The organism is Mesorhizobium sp. CNPSo 4661, from assembly GCF_057784215.1.
The window spans coordinates 190,746-207,747 of sequence record NZ_JBWGIO010000003.1; the positions used below are offsets into that span (position 1 = coordinate 190,746).

Annotated in this window: 17 protein-coding genes; 7 read left to right on the forward strand and 10 right to left on the reverse strand. The window is 63.8% G+C overall.

Annotated features, from left to right (window positions below; genetic code table 11):
* Window positions 1-49 precede the first annotated feature (49 nt).
* Together AC0YKC_RS05675 and AC0YKC_RS05680 are read left to right on the forward strand one after the other, a co-directional pair.
* On the forward strand, window positions 50-799 hold the full coding sequence (locus tag AC0YKC_RS05675; RefSeq protein ID WP_320297420.1) for a DUF899 domain-containing protein: 750 nt from the start codon (window positions 50-52) through the stop codon (window positions 797-799).
* Between the two features lie 96 nt (window positions 800-895).
* Window positions 896-1,132 (forward strand): hypothetical protein, encoded by a 237-nt coding sequence (locus AC0YKC_RS05680; RefSeq protein WP_488510430.1) that lies wholly within the window; start codon window positions 896-898, stop codon window positions 1,130-1,132.
* 166 nt (window positions 1,133-1,298) lie between these two features.
* On the opposite strand, the gene AC0YKC_RS05685 is transcribed toward AC0YKC_RS05680, so the two are convergent.
* The 3 genes from AC0YKC_RS05685 to AC0YKC_RS05695 form a co-directional block, all read right to left on the reverse strand.
* Window positions 1,299-2,423, reverse strand: coding sequence for a substrate-binding protein (locus AC0YKC_RS05685; protein ID WP_488510431.1), 1,125 nt, complete (start codon window positions 2,421-2,423; stop codon window positions 1,299-1,301).
* A gap of 83 nt (window positions 2,424-2,506) precedes the next feature.
* Complete coding sequence (locus AC0YKC_RS05690) at window positions 2,507-2,779, reverse strand: hypothetical protein (protein WP_091581466.1); 273 nt, start codon at window positions 2,777-2,779, stop codon at window positions 2,507-2,509.
* Window positions 2,780-2,869: 90 nt separating this feature from the next.
* The gene (locus tag AC0YKC_RS05695) at window positions 2,870-4,447 is read right to left on the reverse strand and encodes an HD domain-containing phosphohydrolase (protein ID WP_488510432.1); all 1,578 of its coding nucleotides are present in this window, start codon (window positions 4,445-4,447) and stop codon (window positions 2,870-2,872) included.
* A 429-nt stretch (window positions 4,448-4,876) separates the two neighbouring features.
* Between AC0YKC_RS05695 and AC0YKC_RS05700 the strand changes: the two genes are divergently transcribed.
* Window positions 4,877-5,899, forward strand: coding sequence for an aminopeptidase (locus tag AC0YKC_RS05700; protein WP_488510564.1), 1,023 nt, complete (start codon window positions 4,877-4,879; stop codon window positions 5,897-5,899).
* A 38-nt stretch (window positions 5,900-5,937) separates the two neighbouring features.
* Window positions 5,938-6,585 carry a class I SAM-dependent methyltransferase gene (locus AC0YKC_RS05705; RefSeq protein WP_488510433.1) on the forward strand — a complete coding sequence of 216 codons (648 nt, stop codon included), beginning with the start codon at window positions 5,938-5,940 and terminating at the stop codon, window positions 6,583-6,585.
* Between the two features lie 142 nt (window positions 6,586-6,727).
* Here AC0YKC_RS05705 and AC0YKC_RS05710 read toward each other — a convergent pair whose 3' ends face one another.
* From AC0YKC_RS05710 to AC0YKC_RS05735, 6 genes are all read right to left on the reverse strand, one after another.
* Window positions 6,728-6,949, reverse strand: a complete 222-nt coding sequence (locus tag AC0YKC_RS05710) for a hypothetical protein (protein WP_488510434.1) — start codon at window positions 6,947-6,949, stop codon at window positions 6,728-6,730.
* Between the two features lie 136 nt (window positions 6,950-7,085).
* A complete protein-coding gene (locus AC0YKC_RS05715; protein ID WP_488510435.1) occupies window positions 7,086-8,714 on the reverse strand; it encodes a winged helix-turn-helix domain-containing protein in 1,629 nt (542 codons plus the stop codon).
* Window positions 8,711-9,223: a GNAT family N-acetyltransferase gene (locus AC0YKC_RS05720; protein WP_488510436.1), complete on the reverse strand. Its 513-nt coding sequence runs from the start codon at window positions 9,221-9,223 to the stop codon at window positions 8,711-8,713. The genes AC0YKC_RS05715 and AC0YKC_RS05720 overlap by 4 nt, the downstream gene beginning before the upstream one ends.
* Window positions 9,224-9,342: 119 nt before the next feature.
* A complete protein-coding gene (locus tag AC0YKC_RS05725; protein WP_488510437.1) occupies window positions 9,343-9,627 on the reverse strand; it encodes a YjiS-like domain-containing protein in 285 nt (94 codons plus the stop codon).
* 143 nt (window positions 9,628-9,770) lie between these two features.
* The gene (locus AC0YKC_RS05730) at window positions 9,771-10,988 is read right to left on the reverse strand and encodes a cyanate transporter (protein WP_488510438.1); all 1,218 of its coding nucleotides are present in this window, start codon (window positions 10,986-10,988) and stop codon (window positions 9,771-9,773) included.
* A gap of 17 nt (window positions 10,989-11,005) precedes the next feature.
* Window positions 11,006-11,671, reverse strand: coding sequence for an ankyrin repeat domain-containing protein (locus AC0YKC_RS05735; protein ID WP_488510439.1), 666 nt, complete (start codon window positions 11,669-11,671; stop codon window positions 11,006-11,008).
* 142 nt (window positions 11,672-11,813) lie between these two features.
* Between AC0YKC_RS05735 and AC0YKC_RS05740 the strand changes: the two genes are divergently transcribed.
* The 3 genes from AC0YKC_RS05740 to AC0YKC_RS05750 are packed head-to-tail and all read left to right on the forward strand — an operon-like array spanning window position 11,814 to window position 15,017.
* On the forward strand, window positions 11,814-12,677 hold the full coding sequence (locus tag AC0YKC_RS05740) for a LysR family transcriptional regulator (RefSeq protein ID WP_488510440.1): 864 nt from the start codon (window positions 11,814-11,816) through the stop codon (window positions 12,675-12,677).
* Window positions 12,678-12,722: 45 nt separating this feature from the next.
* Complete coding sequence (locus AC0YKC_RS05745) at window positions 12,723-14,183, forward strand: phospholipase D-like domain-containing protein (RefSeq protein WP_488510441.1); 1,461 nt, start codon at window positions 12,723-12,725, stop codon at window positions 14,181-14,183.
* Window positions 14,184-14,207: 24 nt separating this feature from the next.
* A complete protein-coding gene (locus AC0YKC_RS05750) occupies window positions 14,208-15,017 on the forward strand; it encodes an endonuclease/exonuclease/phosphatase family protein (protein ID WP_488510442.1) in 810 nt (269 codons plus the stop codon).
* Between the two features lie 11 nt (window positions 15,018-15,028).
* Here AC0YKC_RS05750 and AC0YKC_RS05755 read toward each other — a convergent pair whose 3' ends face one another.
* Window positions 15,029-16,993, reverse strand: a complete 1,965-nt coding sequence (locus tag AC0YKC_RS05755; RefSeq protein WP_488510444.1) for a glycoside hydrolase family 127 protein — start codon at window positions 16,991-16,993, stop codon at window positions 15,029-15,031.
* Between the last annotated feature and the right edge of the window lie 9 nt (window positions 16,994-17,002).

Consider the following 17,002-nt stretch of genomic DNA (forward strand, 5'->3'; position numbering starts at 1 on the left):
TGTCTGTCCTCGTCACCCCCCAACCAAACCCAAGAACGGGACAAGAGCAATGACCCAACACATGAAGACACCGCCGGTCGTTTCGCAGGAAGCATGGGAAGGCGCCTATGAAGAGATGCTGGTCAAGGAAAAGGCCGTCACCCGCGCCCGCGACGCTCTGGCCGCCGAACGCCGCCGCATGCCGTGGATGGAAGTCAAGAAGGACTATGTGTTCGAAGGCCCGAACGGCAAGGTGAGCCTGCTCGATCTGTTCGAAGGTCGCCGGCAGCTCGTCATCTACCGCGCCTTCTTCGAGCCGGGCGTCTATGGCTGGCCCGAGCATGCCTGCCGCGGCTGCTCGCTCGGCGCCGATCAGGTCGGCAACCTCGCCCATCTCAATGCCCGCGACACCACGCTTGCCTATGCCTCGCGCGCGCCGCAGGCCGACATCCAGCGGCTTAAGCAGCAGATGGATTGGAAGATGCCCTGGTACACCATCACCGACAGCTGGGATAAGGATTTCGGCGTCGACGAATGGCACGGCCACAACGTCTTCATCCATGACGGCAAGCGTATTTTCCGCACCTATTTCGTCAACAACCGCGGCGATGAAGCGTTCGGCACCGTCTGGAGCTATCTCGACGTCACGCCGCTCGGCCGCCAGGAGGTGTGGGAGGATTCGCCCGAGGGCTATCCGCAGACCCAGACCTACAAGTGGTGGAACTGGCACGACAGCTACGAAGCAGGGGCTGCCCCCGACCAGAGATGGGTCGAGGTGTCGGATGCCGGCGAAGCGGCGTTCCGCAACAAGAACGCCTGAGCGTGAAGCGACTCCGGCGGCGCAACCCGTGCGCCGCCGGAGCCGATCGCTTCGCGCTAAGGGCTTGAAACTTGAGCGCTTCAGAAGGTGGCTATCATGAGCATCGACTCCCCTCGCCCGACCGGCCTGAGCGGCTTCGGCCTCGCGGACTGGCTTTGCCTCGCCGCGGCGCCCACCTTCGCCGTAATGGCGCTGGTTACGGCCGCCTATGACGGCCACGACATGATGTGCATGCCGGGCGCCTCGCTGCTCAGCGGCATGGCACCGATGTATCTCCTGATGGCGGCTTTCCATCTTGCGCCATGGCTGCGGCTGGTGGCCAAGCGGGCATAAGGCTGGGCGGGGCACCGTTCAGCGGCCCCCGCCAATTGGAAGAAAAGTGCCGACGCTCGCTCCACCTAGAGCAATTCCAGGAAAAGTGTGAGCGGTTTTCCGTCCGGAATTGCGTAGAAGCAAAGAGATAGGGCATTTCGCCGTTTCCGTGAAACGGTGAAATGCTCTAGCCTGGTTGGAGTTCGTTGGTAAGTACGCGCTCGTTGGGATCGATCGGACCCAAGTTCTTCACGACCCTGAATTGACCGCCCTGCGCCTGCGCGATGTACATGTTCATGCGAACATGATGCTGGCCTGGAACCATCTCGGCCGCACCTCCCGGGCCTTCGGCGATACGAGCATGGTCGAGTGCCCGGATGACCGCGTCGCGCTCGACACTGCCCGCCTCCTTCACGGCAGCTTCCCACATCTTGATCGCCCGGTAGTGCCCGGTGCACCCGCTGCCCGCAGTCAAGGTAGCGCCGCCCGGGAACCGTTCGCTGTAGCGCCGCAACAGCGCGCGACCGAACGGTTCGTCGAGTTCCTGGTAGTAGTCGAGGCAGCTGTAGAGGCCCTCGATCTGTTCGGGCGGCACCAGGTTGAAGAAGTTCTCGTCGAAGTAGGTGCAGACGATCCGGCCGCCGCGTTTGCCGAAGCCGGCCTTGTGCAGTTCTTCGAGGAACGGTGTCAGCCCCGGCGGGACGATGGTGTTGAAAACCACGTCGGTGCCGCTCGCCATGATCTGCTGCACCGTCCGCCGGAAATCGACAGTGTCCAGCGGAAAATACTCCTCGCCGACGATCTCGCCGCCATTGGCGCGCACCACCTGGCTCGCGGCCTTGTTCAGCAAATGAGGCCAGATGTAATCGGCGGATGGCAGGTAGAATTTCCTGGCTCCCGTGGACTTCATGAGCCATGGGATCAGCGGCTCGACCTGCTGCGCGGGCACGGGGCCAGTGCAGAAGATCAGCGGATCGTTTTCCTGCCCCTCATACTGCTCGGTATAGAGGTAGAGCGTCCCGCCCCGGGTGACCGCCTCGCTCTTGATGGCCAGGCGGGTCGAACTGTAGATGCCGCCGACGACCACATCGACCTTGTCGACGTCGACTAGTTTCGCCGCCTTTGCCTTGGCGACGCTTTCGAGAGTTTCGCCATCCTCGATGACTAGCTCCACCGGGCGGCCGAGGAGGCCGCCTTTGGCGTTGATGTCGTCGACAAGCATGGTGGTGAGGTTGGCGTTGGCGATGCCCATGAAGGACAATGGGCCGGTGAGCTCGGCGATAAGGCCGATCTTGATGGGTTTCGGATCCATCTGATTTCTCCGATTCTGAGGTTCGTCTTTGGGGTTTCGTCGGGCGCGCCGCCGCCGACGGCAGGCGGCGCGCACGGTTGACCTCAGGCCTCGTAGTGGCCCAGCAGCAATGCCGCCTGCGGCTTGCCGACATGGCCGGCTTCCTGCAGGATCGCGGGGACCTCCGGATCCGACACGAAGTTCTTCCAACCCTCGGCGTCCCAGTCGAAGATCGCCCAGACGCGGTCAGGCTCGCTCGGGTCGCGGAACACGGTTGCGCCGTTCGAGCCGTGCAGCCGGCGCTTGTCGGCGCCCTTGGTAGAAAAGATCCGGATGAAGCGGTCGACGTCCGCCACCTTGGTCGTTGCGAGAAGCATCTGATTTCCTCCTGTCGGTCGCGGCCACCATTGGTCCGTCGACAGGATCACGATGCGCGCGCCGGAGCGGTCGCACATGGGGTGGATTCCCTATGCCGGCATTACGCCCGGCCGGACAAGGCCGTGCTCGACCGCATAGAGCGCGGCGCCGGCTCGGGTGGCCACGCCGATCTTGGAATAGACGCTCTGGATGTGATGGTCAGCGGTCTTGGGCGAGATATCGAGCTTGCGAGCCGTTTCCTTCGCCGTAAGGCCGGCGGCGATCAGGCGCAGCACCTCGATCTCGCGCCGCGTCATGCCGGCTAGCGCCTGCGGCAAAGCCCGGCGCGACTGCTGCCCGGCGAAGGACAATACGGCCTCGGCAGCGTCGGGGCAGATACAGCCGTCACGAACGGCTGCACGCAACTGCGTCGCCGCCGCCTCGCTGGACAGCGCCTTGCGGTGCGGACGTTCCTCCCGCGACGTCTGAAAGGCCTCGGCGGCGGCGAGGATCCTGGCCGCCGGAGACAGGTCGGAACCGCTGACCTTGCGGTGATATCCCGAACCGTCCAGGCGCTCGTGATGGCGCAGCACGAGCGCGCCCATCGCATCGCCGTCATGGCCGAAGGAAGCCAGCGCCCGCTCCCCGTAATAAGCGTGCAGTTGCGCGGCGTCGCGCTCACGCACCGACAGCGGGCCGTTGCGCATCCAGGTCGCCACCGGCACGACGAGTTCGCCGATATCATGGATGCAGCCCGACCAGCGCAGCGCGCGCACGTCAGCCCCGGGCAGCCCGATCCGTGCCCCCGCACCCGCGGCCAGTTCCGACACCATTCGCGAATGGCCCTGCGTAAACGGCATGCGCATGTCGATCATGTCGGCAATGGCGAGGAACGCCTCATCGCAAGCCCCCTCGTCCAGCGTTACCGGCGGATCTGGCTCCAGCGCCAAAATCGTCTCGCGGTCGACCGTGGCGCCGATGCCGTCCATCAAGGCCGCCGCGTTGGCCGAGACGAGCCGGGCTAGATCCGCTTCGTATGGGCCATCCGCGCGACTGGCGATGGTTTCGGCCATCCCGTCGATGCCGACTGCCTCGCTGAGCGCGATTGCATCCTGCGCCAGCGTGATCAGACGGACGGACGGCAGGACATCCTCGCCGCTTAAACCGCGCGGCAGGCCCTTGCCGTCCCAGCGTTCGTAGATCTGGCCAAGGTTGCGTCGGATGTCCTCGGACAAGCCAAGCCGCTCGCCGATCCGCTGAGCGACCTCGCAATGCGCGGTGAGCACCGGGCGGGCTACGGCGAGCGCCTGCGACATCGCGGCCTCGATCGCCCTGGCCTGCGCGTCAGGCTCGAGATCGTAGTAGAACCGCTTGAAGGCCTGCACGAAGACCCTGCCCAATTCCGCACGGTTGCCCATGTCGAGACCGACGAGATCCTGGCGAAGCGCGATTTCGTCGCCGAAGAGGCTAGAGAGCAGGTCGGTGTCGGCGTTGCAGCCGACATAACGCAGCATAGACTGGTGATAGGCGTTACGCCGGACCTCGTCGGAAAGGCCCGCAAGCTTGGCGATCCGCATTGCAAGCACGCAGGATTTCAGCGCGAAATCACGCGAATGGCCGGTGGCAAGGTCCGAAGCATAGGCAAGGACCATCATGAAGTCCGTCCGGCGTATCGAGGCGTCTGTCATCGTGCACATCCCCAGTGCGCCTCATGCTACCCCCACGAGCCAGCAATACCTAGGGGAAAGGTCCCAAGCCTGCTGTCATTTGCGGCGAAGACCGCTTTGCCTGGGCCGGAGCCCGAACGTCGGCGATTGGAGGGCCAAACCAGGCGGGCGCCTCGCTGCTCAGCGGCATGGCGCCGATGTATCCTGTTGATGGTGGCCTTCCGTCTTGCGCCACGAATGCGGCTGATGGCGTGGCGGAGGGCAGATCTTCGCTGAGCGCCGTATCCTGATCACCGCTGCGAAATCGAAGGTCCGACCGCTGCTCTTCCAGGTCTTGACGAAAATAGGCGCGCTTGAGACACGGGAGCAAATGGACATTTGCTCCATGGGAGATCAGCAGGCGGTGGGCAGGCTTTGAAGCGCGTTTTTCGATTGCTCGCCGCGGTGATCATGGCGTCCGGCGTGGTCGGATGCACCAGCATTTCCTACTATGCGCAGTCATTGGAGGGTCATGTCGAGATCATGGCCGCGCGCAAGAATGTTGCGACGCTGATCCATGATCCCTCGACGCCGGAGGCACTGCGCGCCAAGCTGACCTCGGCTAGCGCCATACGTCGCTTTGCCACGCAAGAACTGGCATTGCCCGACAACAGCAGCTATCGCAGTTATGTCGACGTCGGTCGCAACGATGTGACCCTGGCGGTCTTTTCCGCGCCGCAATTCTCTCTCGCTCCGGTAACATGGTGCTTCCCAGTCTTCGGCTGCGTTCCCTACAAGGGCTATTTTTCGCGCAAGGATGCGCTCGAAAATGCCGCGGGACTGCAACGACAGGGGCTGGACGTCTATGTGACGGGCATCACGGCATACTCCACGCTGGGCTGGTTCAGCGATCCGCTGCTCAGCACCATGCTGCGCCAGAACGACACCTACCTCGCAAGCCTCGTTTTCCACGAGCTGGCGCATCAGAAAGTCTATGTGAACGGCGACTCCGCGTTCAACGAGGCTTTCGCTGTTTCCGTCGAAACCACCGGCACGAGGAAATGGCTGGGCGCCACCGGCAATCGCGCCGGGTTGCGCAGTTACGAAGCCGATCGCAGGCGCAAGGCCGATTTTCTCGGACTGATCGCGAAAACCCGGGACGAGCTGAGCCAGATCTATGGAAGCCCCCGTCGCCCGGAGCAGATGGCAGCCGCCAAAGCCGCCACCATCGACAGGCTGCGGACGCGCTACCGGCAAATGCGCGACCAGCGATGGGCCGGATACCGCGGATACGACGCCTGGTTCGATAGCCCCATCAACAACGCAAAGCTTGCCGCGACCGCTGTCTATGGCGAAGAGGTTCCGGCGTTTCTCCGCTTGTTCGACTTGTGCTCCGGCGACTATCCAAGGTTCTACGCCTCTGTTCGACGGATCGGAAATCTGCCCGCATCTTCCCGGGCCGATGCGCTCAAGGCCGCTGCCACGTGCAATTGACAATGTAGGGAAATCGGTATCCGGAGGCCGCGCGGACAATGTTGGACAATTATGAGGTGGACAGGTTCGGCGTGATCCACCAGATCGACTTCACGCCGATCAAATACGACAAGAAATACATCTCCTATTACGAGGACCTGAGCGACCGGACCATCAAGCTCGGCTATCAGCGGCTTGGCTGGGTGCTCGGCATCACCGGCGAGATTCCTCGTTCCGTGCTGGAAATCGGATATGGCACCGGCACATTCATCGAAGCCGCGAAAATAACCGGCGTCGCCGATTGCGCCGGCTGCGATATCGCGGAGTTCCCTCTGCCCAAGGGCGTTCGCTTCGTCGATTGGGACCAGGCGCTCGCCGGCACCTGGGATCTCGTCGCCATGTTCGACGTGCTCGAGCACATTCCCGATCTCAGTTTCCTGTCCCGCCTTCAGACCCGCCACCTGGCCGTCGCCGTCCCCTATTGCCGCTGGCGCGAGCTCGGCGCCGAAGGCGACACCTGGTTCGCCAACTGGCGCATGCGCCTGCCCAACGAGCACCTGCACCATTTCGACCGCGACTCGCTGGTGGCGCTCCTCGCGGCCAGCGGTTTCGAATGCGTGACGATGAACTGCTTCGAGGACGGGATCCGGCTGCGGCCAGGCGAAGCGGGCCCGAACATCCTGTCCGGCTTCTTCAGGAAGCCTTAGGCCAGCGGCCTTGCCAACTGGCGCTGCCTCAATGCTCAGCAGCACGGTGCCGATGTTATCTCTTTGATGGCCGTGTTCCATCTGGCATCATGGCTGACGGCTCGGCGGGAGATTGGCTGAACGACACATAGCCGCCTCGCGGTCAGCGCACGAAGTCTCCGACGACCTTGCGAAAGAGGTCCATGGCCGGCATTCCGTTTTCCAGGAGACGTATCGCCTCGACAGCCTCCTCCTGTCTGGTGAAAACAAGGATATGGCCAACGGCTGTGCATGGCAGGCCGGTTGCGCGATCCCAGATCAGATAACAATCCGAAGGGTCGATCAGACACTCGTAGCGAACCGCATTTTCGGGTACTGCCATCATCGATTTTCCCATGAAATGTGAACTTGTCTCAATGGTAGCTTGGCCGACTCCGATGCGAACGTCCTGAAGCCGTGATGAAAAAGAGCTGAAATTGGGCTGCGAAGCGGGCAATCCGGTGGCTGACGGGTAGCGGCCATCAGACCGGCGGTCGCCAGCTCTTCAGGAGTTCGTGGTAACCCGGATGCTCTCGGACACCGGCCAGGTCGTCGTCGTTCTTGACCAGGCCAACCATGTCCTCCGAGCTCTGCTGCACATAGATCTCCAGGAATCGCAACGCCGCGTCCTGGTCTCCTGTAACCGAGTACACCGACGCTGCATTGTAATTCGTGACCGGATCGTCGGGATCGAGCACCACAGCGCGGCGGATCCACGAGAGCGCTTCGCGGGACCTACCAAGATGGGTTAGCGCGATGGCACCCCTCGACAACAGCGCGGGATTCTCGGGTTGAAGCACTGCGGCGCGCTCAGCCAGCTGAAGAGCCAGTTGGGCCCATTTGAACTTCTCGGGTGAGGTTCTTTCGATCACGGCGAGGACGAAATAGGGCGCGAGATAGTCTTCCCGACGCAATTGCGCGGCTTCGACGAAGTGTGCTTTAGCGATATCGCGTCGGCCGCATATCCATGCAAGGAAACCTGCGAATAAGCGCGCTTCATAGCAAGCAGGATCGATGGCGAGCGCCTTTGCGAATGCGGCCTGGGCCTTGTCGACATCGCCAATGCGTTGAAACGCCAGCCCCCGGGCCACATGCGCCTGTGCCAGGTTCGGGTCGAGAGCCAGCGCCCGATCGGCAGTGACGAGGATGGAACCGGGCGTTTCCCGGCTCGCAAACCACTCCAGGAGAAAGCAGTCGCAAAGGGCCAAGGCGCAATGGGCGCGTGCGAAGCTCGCATCTAACGCGACTGCCTGCGCAAACATGCGGCGGGCGATCATCAGGTAGGCCTTGCTCCAATGCCGGGCAAGTTGCCATCCATGCCGATAGTAGGTGTAGGCCTCCATGCTGTCGGTCCGAGGCAGCTGAATCGAATGCCGTTCCTCAGGCAGAAGTTCGATCTCGAGATGTTTGACTACCGCTTCGACGATCTCGTCATGGATGTCGAAAATATCGCTGACATAGCGGTCGAAACGATCCGCCCACAGAAGCGCTCCGGAATGCGCATCCAGAAGTTGAGCCATGACGCGGATACGGCCGCTTACCAATCGCACACTCCCGTCGACCACATAGCGAATTCCCGTCGCCGAGGTATCCTCGAGTACCGATTGGATAGATCCCTGATCGGCAGGGCGAGACCGTGGCACGACCAGCAACTGTCGGCTTCTCGTCAGCGCCGCGGCGATATCTTCGCCCAGACCGTCCGCGAACCAGGTGTGTTCGCGATCCAGCGCCAGCGGCCGGAAGGAGAAGACCGCGAGGGAAGGTTTTTGGGATTGCAAGGCCGGAAGCTCGCTCCGGCGCTGCACCTGGCCTTCGTCCAGGATGTAGCCGCGACGCGGCACCGTCCTGATCAGGCTTTCAGCCTCCGCTCCGAGGGCGGAGCGGACGTCTTTCAGACACTGGCTGAGGGAATCGTCGGAGACGATCGAGTTCGGCCAGACCGCGCCGATCAGTTCCTCCTTGTCGATCACCCTGCCGGGGTTCTCGATCAGATAGACCAAAAGCGCCAGCGATTTCGGGCGCAGCGCCACATCCTGATTGTTGCGGTGCAGCCTGCGTCGAGCGAGATCGAGAGTATGTCCTCCGAACTGGTAAACCAGGTCAGGTTTCATTGGCATTGCCGGACCGAAGTCTGGAGCCGCTCCCCTCGCGCAGCCGAGACGCTATCCACGCATATCGGCATCTGCATTTCGATATCAGTCTGCTTGTCGTCACCGACCATGAAGGTCGTGACGCCGGTCACGACAAAGCCCGACCGCCGATAGAAGGCGATGGCGCGGGCATTCTTCTCGAAAACACTCAGTCGCAGCGTCGCCGCCCCGCGCCGCCAGCACTCGCTCCGAACCTGGTTGAGAAGGCGCTCGGCAAGACCGGTTCCTCGCAACTCCTCATCGACGTAGAGGCGGTTGAGGAACGGCATATCTTCGCCGGCAAGGAGGTGCGCATATCCCAGGATAGCCCCGTGGCGCTTCACGGCCAGGAAGACGACACCACACGGGTCGGCTATTGCCGCGTGCAGCCGCTCTGGACGAAAGTTCTTGTCGATATAGTCGGCCAGGTCGGAAGCAGCGGTGTCGCCGGCATAGGTTTCCCGGAAAAGCCGGGCGGCAAAGACCGACAAGGCCGCAGCGTCGCGCGGCTTGGCACGCCGCAAAACAAAATGCTCTGTCATGCAGGCCCCCGCCTGTTCGGCGCAGCCGACCTTCTATCTCAGGTCAGCGTGCCAGATTACAATACACGCTAAATATCGAGGCGATAATAGTCGAAACTCACCTGCTGGCGGATCTGCAAATCGCGCCCGAGATAGTCCGACCTGACACTGCGACGCTTACGATACATGCCGATATCACTCAGTTGTTCGTCGCTCAGCCTGGAGAGTTCCCGGATCGTATTTTTGTCCCACTGGAGCCCCCTCAAGTCAGCGTCGCCAGAGGCGCTGCTTATGTTGGCTCTTCCCAGTATCCGGAGAATGAGCTGGAAAACGGTCGGTCTTGGCTTCCCCCGGCAGGCAAGGATCTCAGCCATTGGTTCCTCCATCGGCTTTTGAAGACGGGCAATAACTCCCATTCGGCCGAAGGAATGTCCTGATCGTTGCAGGAAACTTTCGTGAAATTCGATTGAAGCGCCTTTTCAGGGCCAGCTTCCAACGCTGGCCAGCGCATAGCCCTTCAACACGCGACCTGTTCGGCGGCCGGTAGCCTCATGGCCCGTGAGTAGCCCTGCGGCGCGAGGCGGAAGGTCAGCACGGTGACGATCGATATACAGGCGAGGTGCAGCAGCCAGCCGGCGCGAAAGCCGCCGGCCATGTCGTGCAGCACCGCGACGATCCAGGGCGGTATCGCGGCGATGAGGAAGCCGCCGCCTTGCATCATGGCCGACAGCGCGCCGGCCTCCGCCGGGTCCGGCAGATGTTCGAGCGCGACGATCATGGTCAGCGAGAAGGAACCGCCCAGCCCCGCTCCCAGCAGGAGCGCGAGGATGAAGGGCGCGGTCTGCGGTTGCAGGATCAACCCGGCAAAACCAACTGCCTGCATGGCCAAGGTCAGCCAGAGCCACGGCCGGCGGTCCGCGCTTTTGCCGGCAAGGGCCGGCAGCAGCAGGGCCGAGAGCGCCTGCCCCACGGCCATGGCCGCCAGCAGGCCGCCGCTGGAAGCGCTCGTCCAGCCTTGCTCCTGGTAATAAGGCGCAAGCCAGGCCACCGAGGTCGAGTAGCCGCCATTGACGAGGCCGAAGCAGGCCATCAGCAACCAGGTGCGCGGCCGCTTGAGGAAGCCCGCTGCCGCGTTCCTGCCTTGCGGGCGGATGGCGTCGCGCGGCAAGCAGGCCAAGGCGAGCACAACCGCGACCAATGCCGGCAACGCCATCCAGACGAGCCCGAAATGCCAGTCGCCCAAGGCTGTGGCGATCAGCGGCGCGAGCTGCGCGCCAAGCGCGCCGCCGCCCATCAGCATCGATGAATAAAGCCCCATCACGAGGCTGACATGGCTGGGAAACTGCCGCTTGACGATGCCGGGGAACACGGCTTGCACGACGGCCGCCCCCAGGCCGAGCAAGGCGGCGGTTCCCACCATTCCGAGACCAGTCGACACGAATAGGCGCAGGAAGGATGCGAGGGCAAGAATGGCGAGCGCCGCGATGACCGCCCGGCTGGCGCCAATCAGCGCCTGCAAGGACGGGCCGGCAAAGGCGAGGATCCCCATCAGCAGTATCGGCACCAGCGTCAGCAGCGCGATGCCCTGCGTGCCGAGACCGGTTTCGGCCCGCATGCCCGCCGCCAACGGACCGATGCCGGTGATGAACGGCCTGAGGTTGAGCCCGACCAGGGCGACCACGGCAAGCATGAGAAAGCGGCTGGACGCCGCCTCGATACTTTTCTGTCCGTTCATGTCGCCGCCGATTTTTCTCAATTCGCGCCGGCGGCCATGAGGAGCTTCTCGATCGCCTTGAAGCCGCGGTCGCGGGCATGCCGCAGCGGCGTCACGCCATCGCCGTCGGCTAGATTGACGTCGGCTCCGGCCTTGATCAGCAAGTCGACGATCTGCTGGTGGCGCTCGCCGCCGTCGCCAAGGATGATGGCTTCCAGCAGCGCGGTCCAACCGAGCTTGTTGACATGGTCGACGTCGACACCGGCCTCTATCAGCGTGCGCACGGTCTCGACATGGCCGCGCTCGGAAGCCGGGATGAGCGCGGTGCCGCCATAGCGGTTGATGCTCTCGAGATCGGCGCCATGGGCGAGCGCCAGCCTGAGGATTTCGAGATGCCCGCGCGCGCCGGCGTAGAGGTACGGGCTGTCCTCGATGTTGTCCTTCGCGTTGACGTCCGCTCCGGCAGCGATCAGCGCGCTCGCGGCGGTGATCCTGTTGTCGTGCGTGGCGACAAGCAGCGGCGTGGCGCCGGTGTCGTCGCGCGCGTCGATCTCGGCGCCTTGCGACAAAAGCCTGCCGATGGCATCCACGTCGTCAGCGGCGGCCGCGGCGTGCAAAGGGGTTGTGCGCATGGTTTCTCCTGACGCGATCGCCGAAACGCAAGCGAGCACCAGCAAGGCAAAAACAAAAAAGAGACGATGCATTCCTGGCTCCTACCGGCTGTGGGCATGGTCTTGTCCGCGCTTCCAGATAGGGCCGCGCAGAGGCATTTAGAAATTAAATGTATGCATCGATCACATTATGATTTTAAATGATCGACACCGATGTACCGGCGAAATGGGAAAGATGCTCGATCCGCGCCTTCTGCGAGCCTTCATTGCGATTGCCGACGCCGGCAGCTTCACCCAGGCGGCGGAGCGGCTGAACATGACGCAATCGACGATCAGCCAGCAGCTTGCACGGCTGGAGGACGCGGTCGGGCAAAGCCTGGTCGATCGCGACACGAGGCCGATCCAGCCGACGGCCGCGGGCGAACGCCTGCTTGGCTATGCGCGTCGCATCCTCGATTTGCAGCACGAAGCGGAAACGGCGCTTGGCGATCCGGCCGGCACCGCGCCGGTGCGGATCGGCGTGCCGGAGGATATCGTCAATTCGCAGATGGCGGACGTGTTCGGCGGTTTCGCCAAGAACAACCGCGCGGCGCGGCTGGACGTCACCGCCGGCTTGAGCCGCGATCTCACCAGGCGCTATCGCGCCGGCGAGTTCGACATCGTGGTGGTCAAGGAGGCGGTCGCGGAGCCCGATTGCCGGGCGAGCTTTCCCGAACCGATGGCGTGGTTCGAAAGCGCTGACCGGCAATCCGATTGGGCCGATCCCATCCCGCTGGTCGTCTTTCCGCCCGGCGGCCTCTATCGCGAGGCCATGTTCGAGCGGATCGAACGCCAACAACGGCGCTGGTACATCGCCTTCTCCGGCAGCAGCCTGCGCAACGTGCTGGTCGGCGTCGAGGCGGGGCTCGGCCTGTCGTTGCTGCCCAAAAGCGCGGTGGCCGGGCGTCATGTCCAGCCCTATGCGGCGTTCGGCGCCGCGCCCCGGATGGTGGTCTCGCTCTATGCCTGGGAAAAGACCGGGCCGGTCGCGGAACTGGCCGATCGGATGACCGCGGTCCTTGCCGCCAGATATCATGCATCCGAACGATTGCGGGAATGACCGCCCGCATTGCCTTCCGCGCCGGCTCGCACAATAGTCGGGCCGATGTTCGAGGCGATTGCGAGTCACTGGTCGACGCTTATCCTGATCCTCTCGCTGGCGATGGCGGCGGTGGGCATCGTCCACGCCATCATGACCAAGGAAGACGTGCGCGCGGCCACCGGCTGGGTGGGCGTGATGCTGTTGTCGCCGTTCCTCGGCGCGATCATCTACGCCATCGCCGGCATCAACCGCATCCGCCGCGCGACGATCAGCGCCATGCGCCCTGTCTCCAGCGAGGCCGCCGCCGCCAGGCATGACCGCGACGTCGCGCTTGAAGCCCTGATCAACGCCGAATACGGCCAGCGTTTCACCGGGCTGAAGACGCTTGGCGACAGGGTGGCGCGGCGCCCCCTCACCTCGGGAAACACCATCGCCGTGCTAAAGACCGGCGACGAGGCCTATACGGCGATGTGCGGGGCGATCGATGCGGCGCAGAAAAGCGTGCTGCTCGAAACCTATATCTTCGACAATGACGCGGTGGGCGCGCTTTTCGTCCAGTCGCTCGGCAACGCCGTCAAGCGCGGCGTCACCGTGCGGGTGCTGATCGACGCCGTCGGCGTGCGCTATTCGGTGCCCAGCATCCTGAAGCAACTCAGGGAAGCCGACGTCACCGTCGATCTGTTCAACGGCAATATCGTCATGGGCCTGAGACTTCCCTATGCCAATCTCAGGACCCACAGGAAGATCCTGATCGTCGACGGCATGGTGGCGTTCACCGGAGGCATGAACATCCGCAAGGGATTCTCGGCCGAATTCGCCGGTTCCGACAGTTCGCGCGACACCCATTTCGAGGTCACCGGGCCGGTGGTGGCGGACCTGTTCTCGGTTGCCGCCGAGGACTGGCGCTTTGCCGGCAACGAGGCCTTGAAGGACGGACCCTGGCAGGTCGAGCGCGCCGCGCCGCCGCCCGGGCAGCCAATGTTGGTGCGCGCGGTCGCGAGCGGGCCGGACGCGTCCAACGAAACCAATCTCAAGCTGCTGATGGGCGCGTTCTCTGTCGCCCGCAAATCGATCCGCATCATGTCGCCCTATTTCCTGCCGGACCGGGAATTCATCAGCGCGCTGACCACCGCCGGCCGGCGCGGTGTCGAAATCGACATCGTCGTGCCGGCGGTGAACAACCTTTTCCTCGTCGACCATGCGATGACGGCGCAGTTCGACCAGGTCTTGAAGCACTATTGCCGGGTCTGGCGCCATGAAGGCGTATTCGACCATTCGAAGCTGATGGCGATCGACGGCGTGTGGGCCTATGTCGGCTCTTCCAACCTGGACGCGCGCTCGCTGAGACTGAATTTCGAGATCGACATGGAAGTGCTGGATGAAAACTTCGCCGCCGAGATCGACGCCCGCATCGGGGCGGCCATCTCGACCGCCCAGCCGGTGACGCTGCAGACGCTGAACGCAAGGCCGTTCGCAATCCGCGTCTTCGACCGCTTGCTATGGCTGGGATCGCCCTATCTTTAGAACAGGAAATCGAGCACCGGGATCATGGAGATAGACGACATCAAGGGACGCAGCCTGCCGGAGACCGTGATCTTGTCGATCCGCGGCAGAAGTGCGCGCAAGGCGAAGGCGACGCCGCGCAAGCGCGTCAACGGCGCCGAGATCGTCGTCGCCTCCTACAATGTCCACAAATGCATCGGCACCGACCGCAAGTTCGACCCTGAAAGGACGGCGCGCGTCATCCGCGAAATGAGCCCCGACGTGATCGCCCTGCAGGAAGCGGACAACCGCTTCGGCGACAAGGCCGGGCTGCTCGACCTTGCCCGCCTGGAACACGATACGGGGCTGGTTCCGGTGCCGGTAATCGGCAACGGCAAGGGGCATGGCTGGCGCGGCAATGTGCTGCTGTTCAAGCGCGGAACGGTGCGGGACGTCCACCAGATCAAGCTGCCCGGGCTGGAGCCGCGCGGCGCGCTGGTCGCCGAGATCGATCTCGACGAAAAACGCAGCCTGCGCGTCATCGCCGCCCATCTCGGCCTGTTGCGCCGCTCGCGCTCGGAACAGGCCCGCGTCGTGCTCGACATCATGAGCAGCGCCGACGAGAGGCCGACGCTCTTGCTCGGCGACCTCAACGAATGGCGGCTCGGCAACCGCTCGGCGCTGAACACGCTGCACACGACCTTCGGGCCGACGCCGCCGGCGGTGCCGACTTTCCCATCCGGCCTGCCGGTGCTGGCGCTCGACCGCATCCTGGGCAACCGGCACGATCTGGTTTCAGCGGTGGAGGCGCATGACACGCCACTGTCGCGCGTCGCCTCCGACCACCTGCCGCTGACGGCCTTCGTGCATCTGTAAGCCGAGCAGCCCTACCCTTCCCTCAGCCACACCAGCATCTCGCCGGGATCGCGATTGTCCCAGGCGAAATAGGGAACGGCCTTGAGCTTCGTCTCCGTCGTCGTCGGCGGTTTCGGGCGGTAGAGATCGGCGCCCCAGTTTTCCGTCTGCGCCCTGCTGCCGATGGCTGAAAGCGTGACGATGCCGCCGAGCAGGTTCGGCTCCTTGTGGGCCTCGAGCCTGGCCTCGCGCGGCAGGGCGATGCGGTGCAGCCCGCCGCCATTGTCGGTTTCCTCGACGCAGTAGATCAGCGGGCCGCGCGCCAGCGCCACGCGGCCGATGTCCTGGCGCACATTGGGGTTGGCGAAGAGGCGCGCCATCGACATTTCGAGGTCGAGCTCGACCTTGTCGCCCTGGCGCCATTCGCGGCGGATCGCGGCATAACCGTCGACCGTCGCCGCTTCGAGATCGACCAGCTTGCCGTTGACGCGCAACGCCGCCTTGCGGCACCAGGCGGGTATGCGCAAATGAAGCGTGAACGCGACCGGCGCCTCCGGCCCGACCTCGATCGCGACCGCGCCATCCCAGGGATAGTTGCTGGCCTGGACCAGGGTAACCTGCCGGCCGGCGATCTCGAAACGCGCGGTCGAGTCGCCATAGAGATGCACGGCCAGCGCGTCGTCGGCGAGGCCGTAGAAATAGCTGCCGATGGAGGCGACCATGCGGCCGATATTGGGCGGGCAGCACGGGCAGCGGTGCCATTTCCAGCGATGGTGGCCGCCGCGGCTCTCCAGCGGGTTCTCGTAGAAGAACAGCGAGCCGTCAAGCGACAGGCCCGAGATCGAGCCGTTGTAAAGCGCCCGCTCCATCATGTCGGCGTAGCGCGCGTTCGGGCCCATGCCGAGCATGCGGCTTGCCCAGAACACCAGGCCGACCGAGGCGCAGGTCTCGGCATAGGCGGTCTCGTTGGGCAGGTCGTAGTCGTTGGTGAACCCCTCATTGTCGGCGGACGGGCCGAGACCGCCGGTGACGTAGAGGCTCTTCGTCGTGAGGTCGTCCCACAGCCGCTCCAGCGCGACCTTCAGCGTGTCGTCGCCATATTCGGTCGCGATGTCGGCCATGCCGGAATAGAGATACATCGCCCTGACCGCATGGCCGACGACCTTGTCCTGCTCGCGCACCGGCCTGTGCGACTGGTTGTATTCATAGGTCTTGAAGTGGAAATCCTTGGGGTCGGCGCCGCGCGCCAGCGCCTCCTCGTCGAAGTAATGCGGCTGCTGGCCGCGCTGGTCGATGAAATACTTGGCCAGCTTCATATATTTGTCGTTGCCGGTGGCGCGCGCCAGCCGGACCAGCGCCAGCTCGATCTCCTCATGGCCGCAATAGCCCTTCCGCTTGCCGGGCTCGGGACCGAACGTGTCGGCGATGTGGTCGGCGTAGCGGCTCATGATGTCGAGCAGCTTGCGTTTGCCGGTCGCCTGGTAGTAAGCGACCGCACCCTCGATCAAATGGCCGGCGCAATAGAGCTCGTGGCAGTCGCGCAAATTGGTCCAGCGCAGGCCGGGCTGGATGCGCTGGTACCAGCTGGACAGATAGCCGTCCTCCTGCTGCAGCTTGCCATACATGTCGATGACGGCGTCGATCTTCTTTTCGAGATCGGCATTGCGGCGCCGGTAGAGCGAATAGGCGGCGGTCTCGATCGTCTTGCCCCAGTCGGAATCCCAGAACATCTGCGTGGTGACGGTGCGCGCGGTAAAACCGTCGCTGACATGGAACGGGATGACCACGCCGGGCGACGGCAGGTCCGGATCGATCTGCTCCAGCATGCGCGCCTCGACGCAGCGGTCGTAGAGGATGCCGGCGGTCCTGGCGGCGACCGCGTCGACGCGGTCGCCCCAGAAACCGCGGACATCGACCTGCGGCACGGGCAACGGCCGGAAAGCGAGCTTCGGCCTGGCGGATGCGCCGGTCTGCGTGGCGGCTTGCGATGCGGTCATGGTTTCACT

Bases quoted from the DNA above. Each gene is read 5' to 3' on its own strand.
- AC0YKC_RS05675 (WP_320297420.1), top strand. From the start codon at position 50: ATGACCCAACACATGAAGACACCGCCGGTCGTTTCGCAGGAAGCATGG.
- AC0YKC_RS05680 (WP_488510430.1), top strand. From the start codon at position 896: ATGAGCATCGACTCCCCTCGCCCGACCGGCCTGAGCGGCTTCGGCCTC.
- AC0YKC_RS05685 (WP_488510431.1), bottom strand. From the start codon at position 2,423: ATGGATCCGAAACCCATCAAGATCGGCCTTATCGCCGAGCTCACCGGC.
- AC0YKC_RS05690 (WP_091581466.1), bottom strand. From the start codon at position 2,779: ATGCTTCTCGCAACGACCAAGGTGGCGGACGTCGACCGCTTCATCCGG.
- AC0YKC_RS05695 (WP_488510432.1), bottom strand. From the start codon at position 4,447: ATGACAGACGCCTCGATACGCCGGACGGACTTCATGATGGTCCTTGCC.
- AC0YKC_RS05700 (WP_488510564.1), top strand. From the start codon at position 4,877: ATGGCGTCCGGCGTGGTCGGATGCACCAGCATTTCCTACTATGCGCAG.
- AC0YKC_RS05705 (WP_488510433.1), top strand. From the start codon at position 5,938: ATGTTGGACAATTATGAGGTGGACAGGTTCGGCGTGATCCACCAGATC.
- AC0YKC_RS05710 (WP_488510434.1), bottom strand. From the start codon at position 6,949: ATGATGGCAGTACCCGAAAATGCGGTTCGCTACGAGTGTCTGATCGAC.
- AC0YKC_RS05715 (WP_488510435.1), bottom strand. From the start codon at position 8,714: ATGAAACCTGACCTGGTTTACCAGTTCGGAGGACATACTCTCGATCTC.
- AC0YKC_RS05725 (WP_488510437.1), bottom strand. From the start codon at position 9,627: ATGGCTGAGATCCTTGCCTGCCGGGGGAAGCCAAGACCGACCGTTTTC.
- AC0YKC_RS05730 (WP_488510438.1), bottom strand. From the start codon at position 10,988: ATGAACGGACAGAAAAGTATCGAGGCGGCGTCCAGCCGCTTTCTCATG.
- AC0YKC_RS05735 (WP_488510439.1), bottom strand. From the start codon at position 11,671: ATGCATCGTCTCTTTTTTGTTTTTGCCTTGCTGGTGCTCGCTTGCGTT.
- AC0YKC_RS05740 (WP_488510440.1), top strand. From the start codon at position 11,814: ATGCTCGATCCGCGCCTTCTGCGAGCCTTCATTGCGATTGCCGACGCC.
- AC0YKC_RS05745 (WP_488510441.1), top strand. From the start codon at position 12,723: ATGTTCGAGGCGATTGCGAGTCACTGGTCGACGCTTATCCTGATCCTC.
- AC0YKC_RS05750 (WP_488510442.1), top strand. From the start codon at position 14,208: ATGGAGATAGACGACATCAAGGGACGCAGCCTGCCGGAGACCGTGATC.
- AC0YKC_RS05755 (WP_488510444.1), bottom strand. From the start codon at position 16,993: ATGACCGCATCGCAAGCCGCCACGCAGACCGGCGCATCCGCCAGGCCG.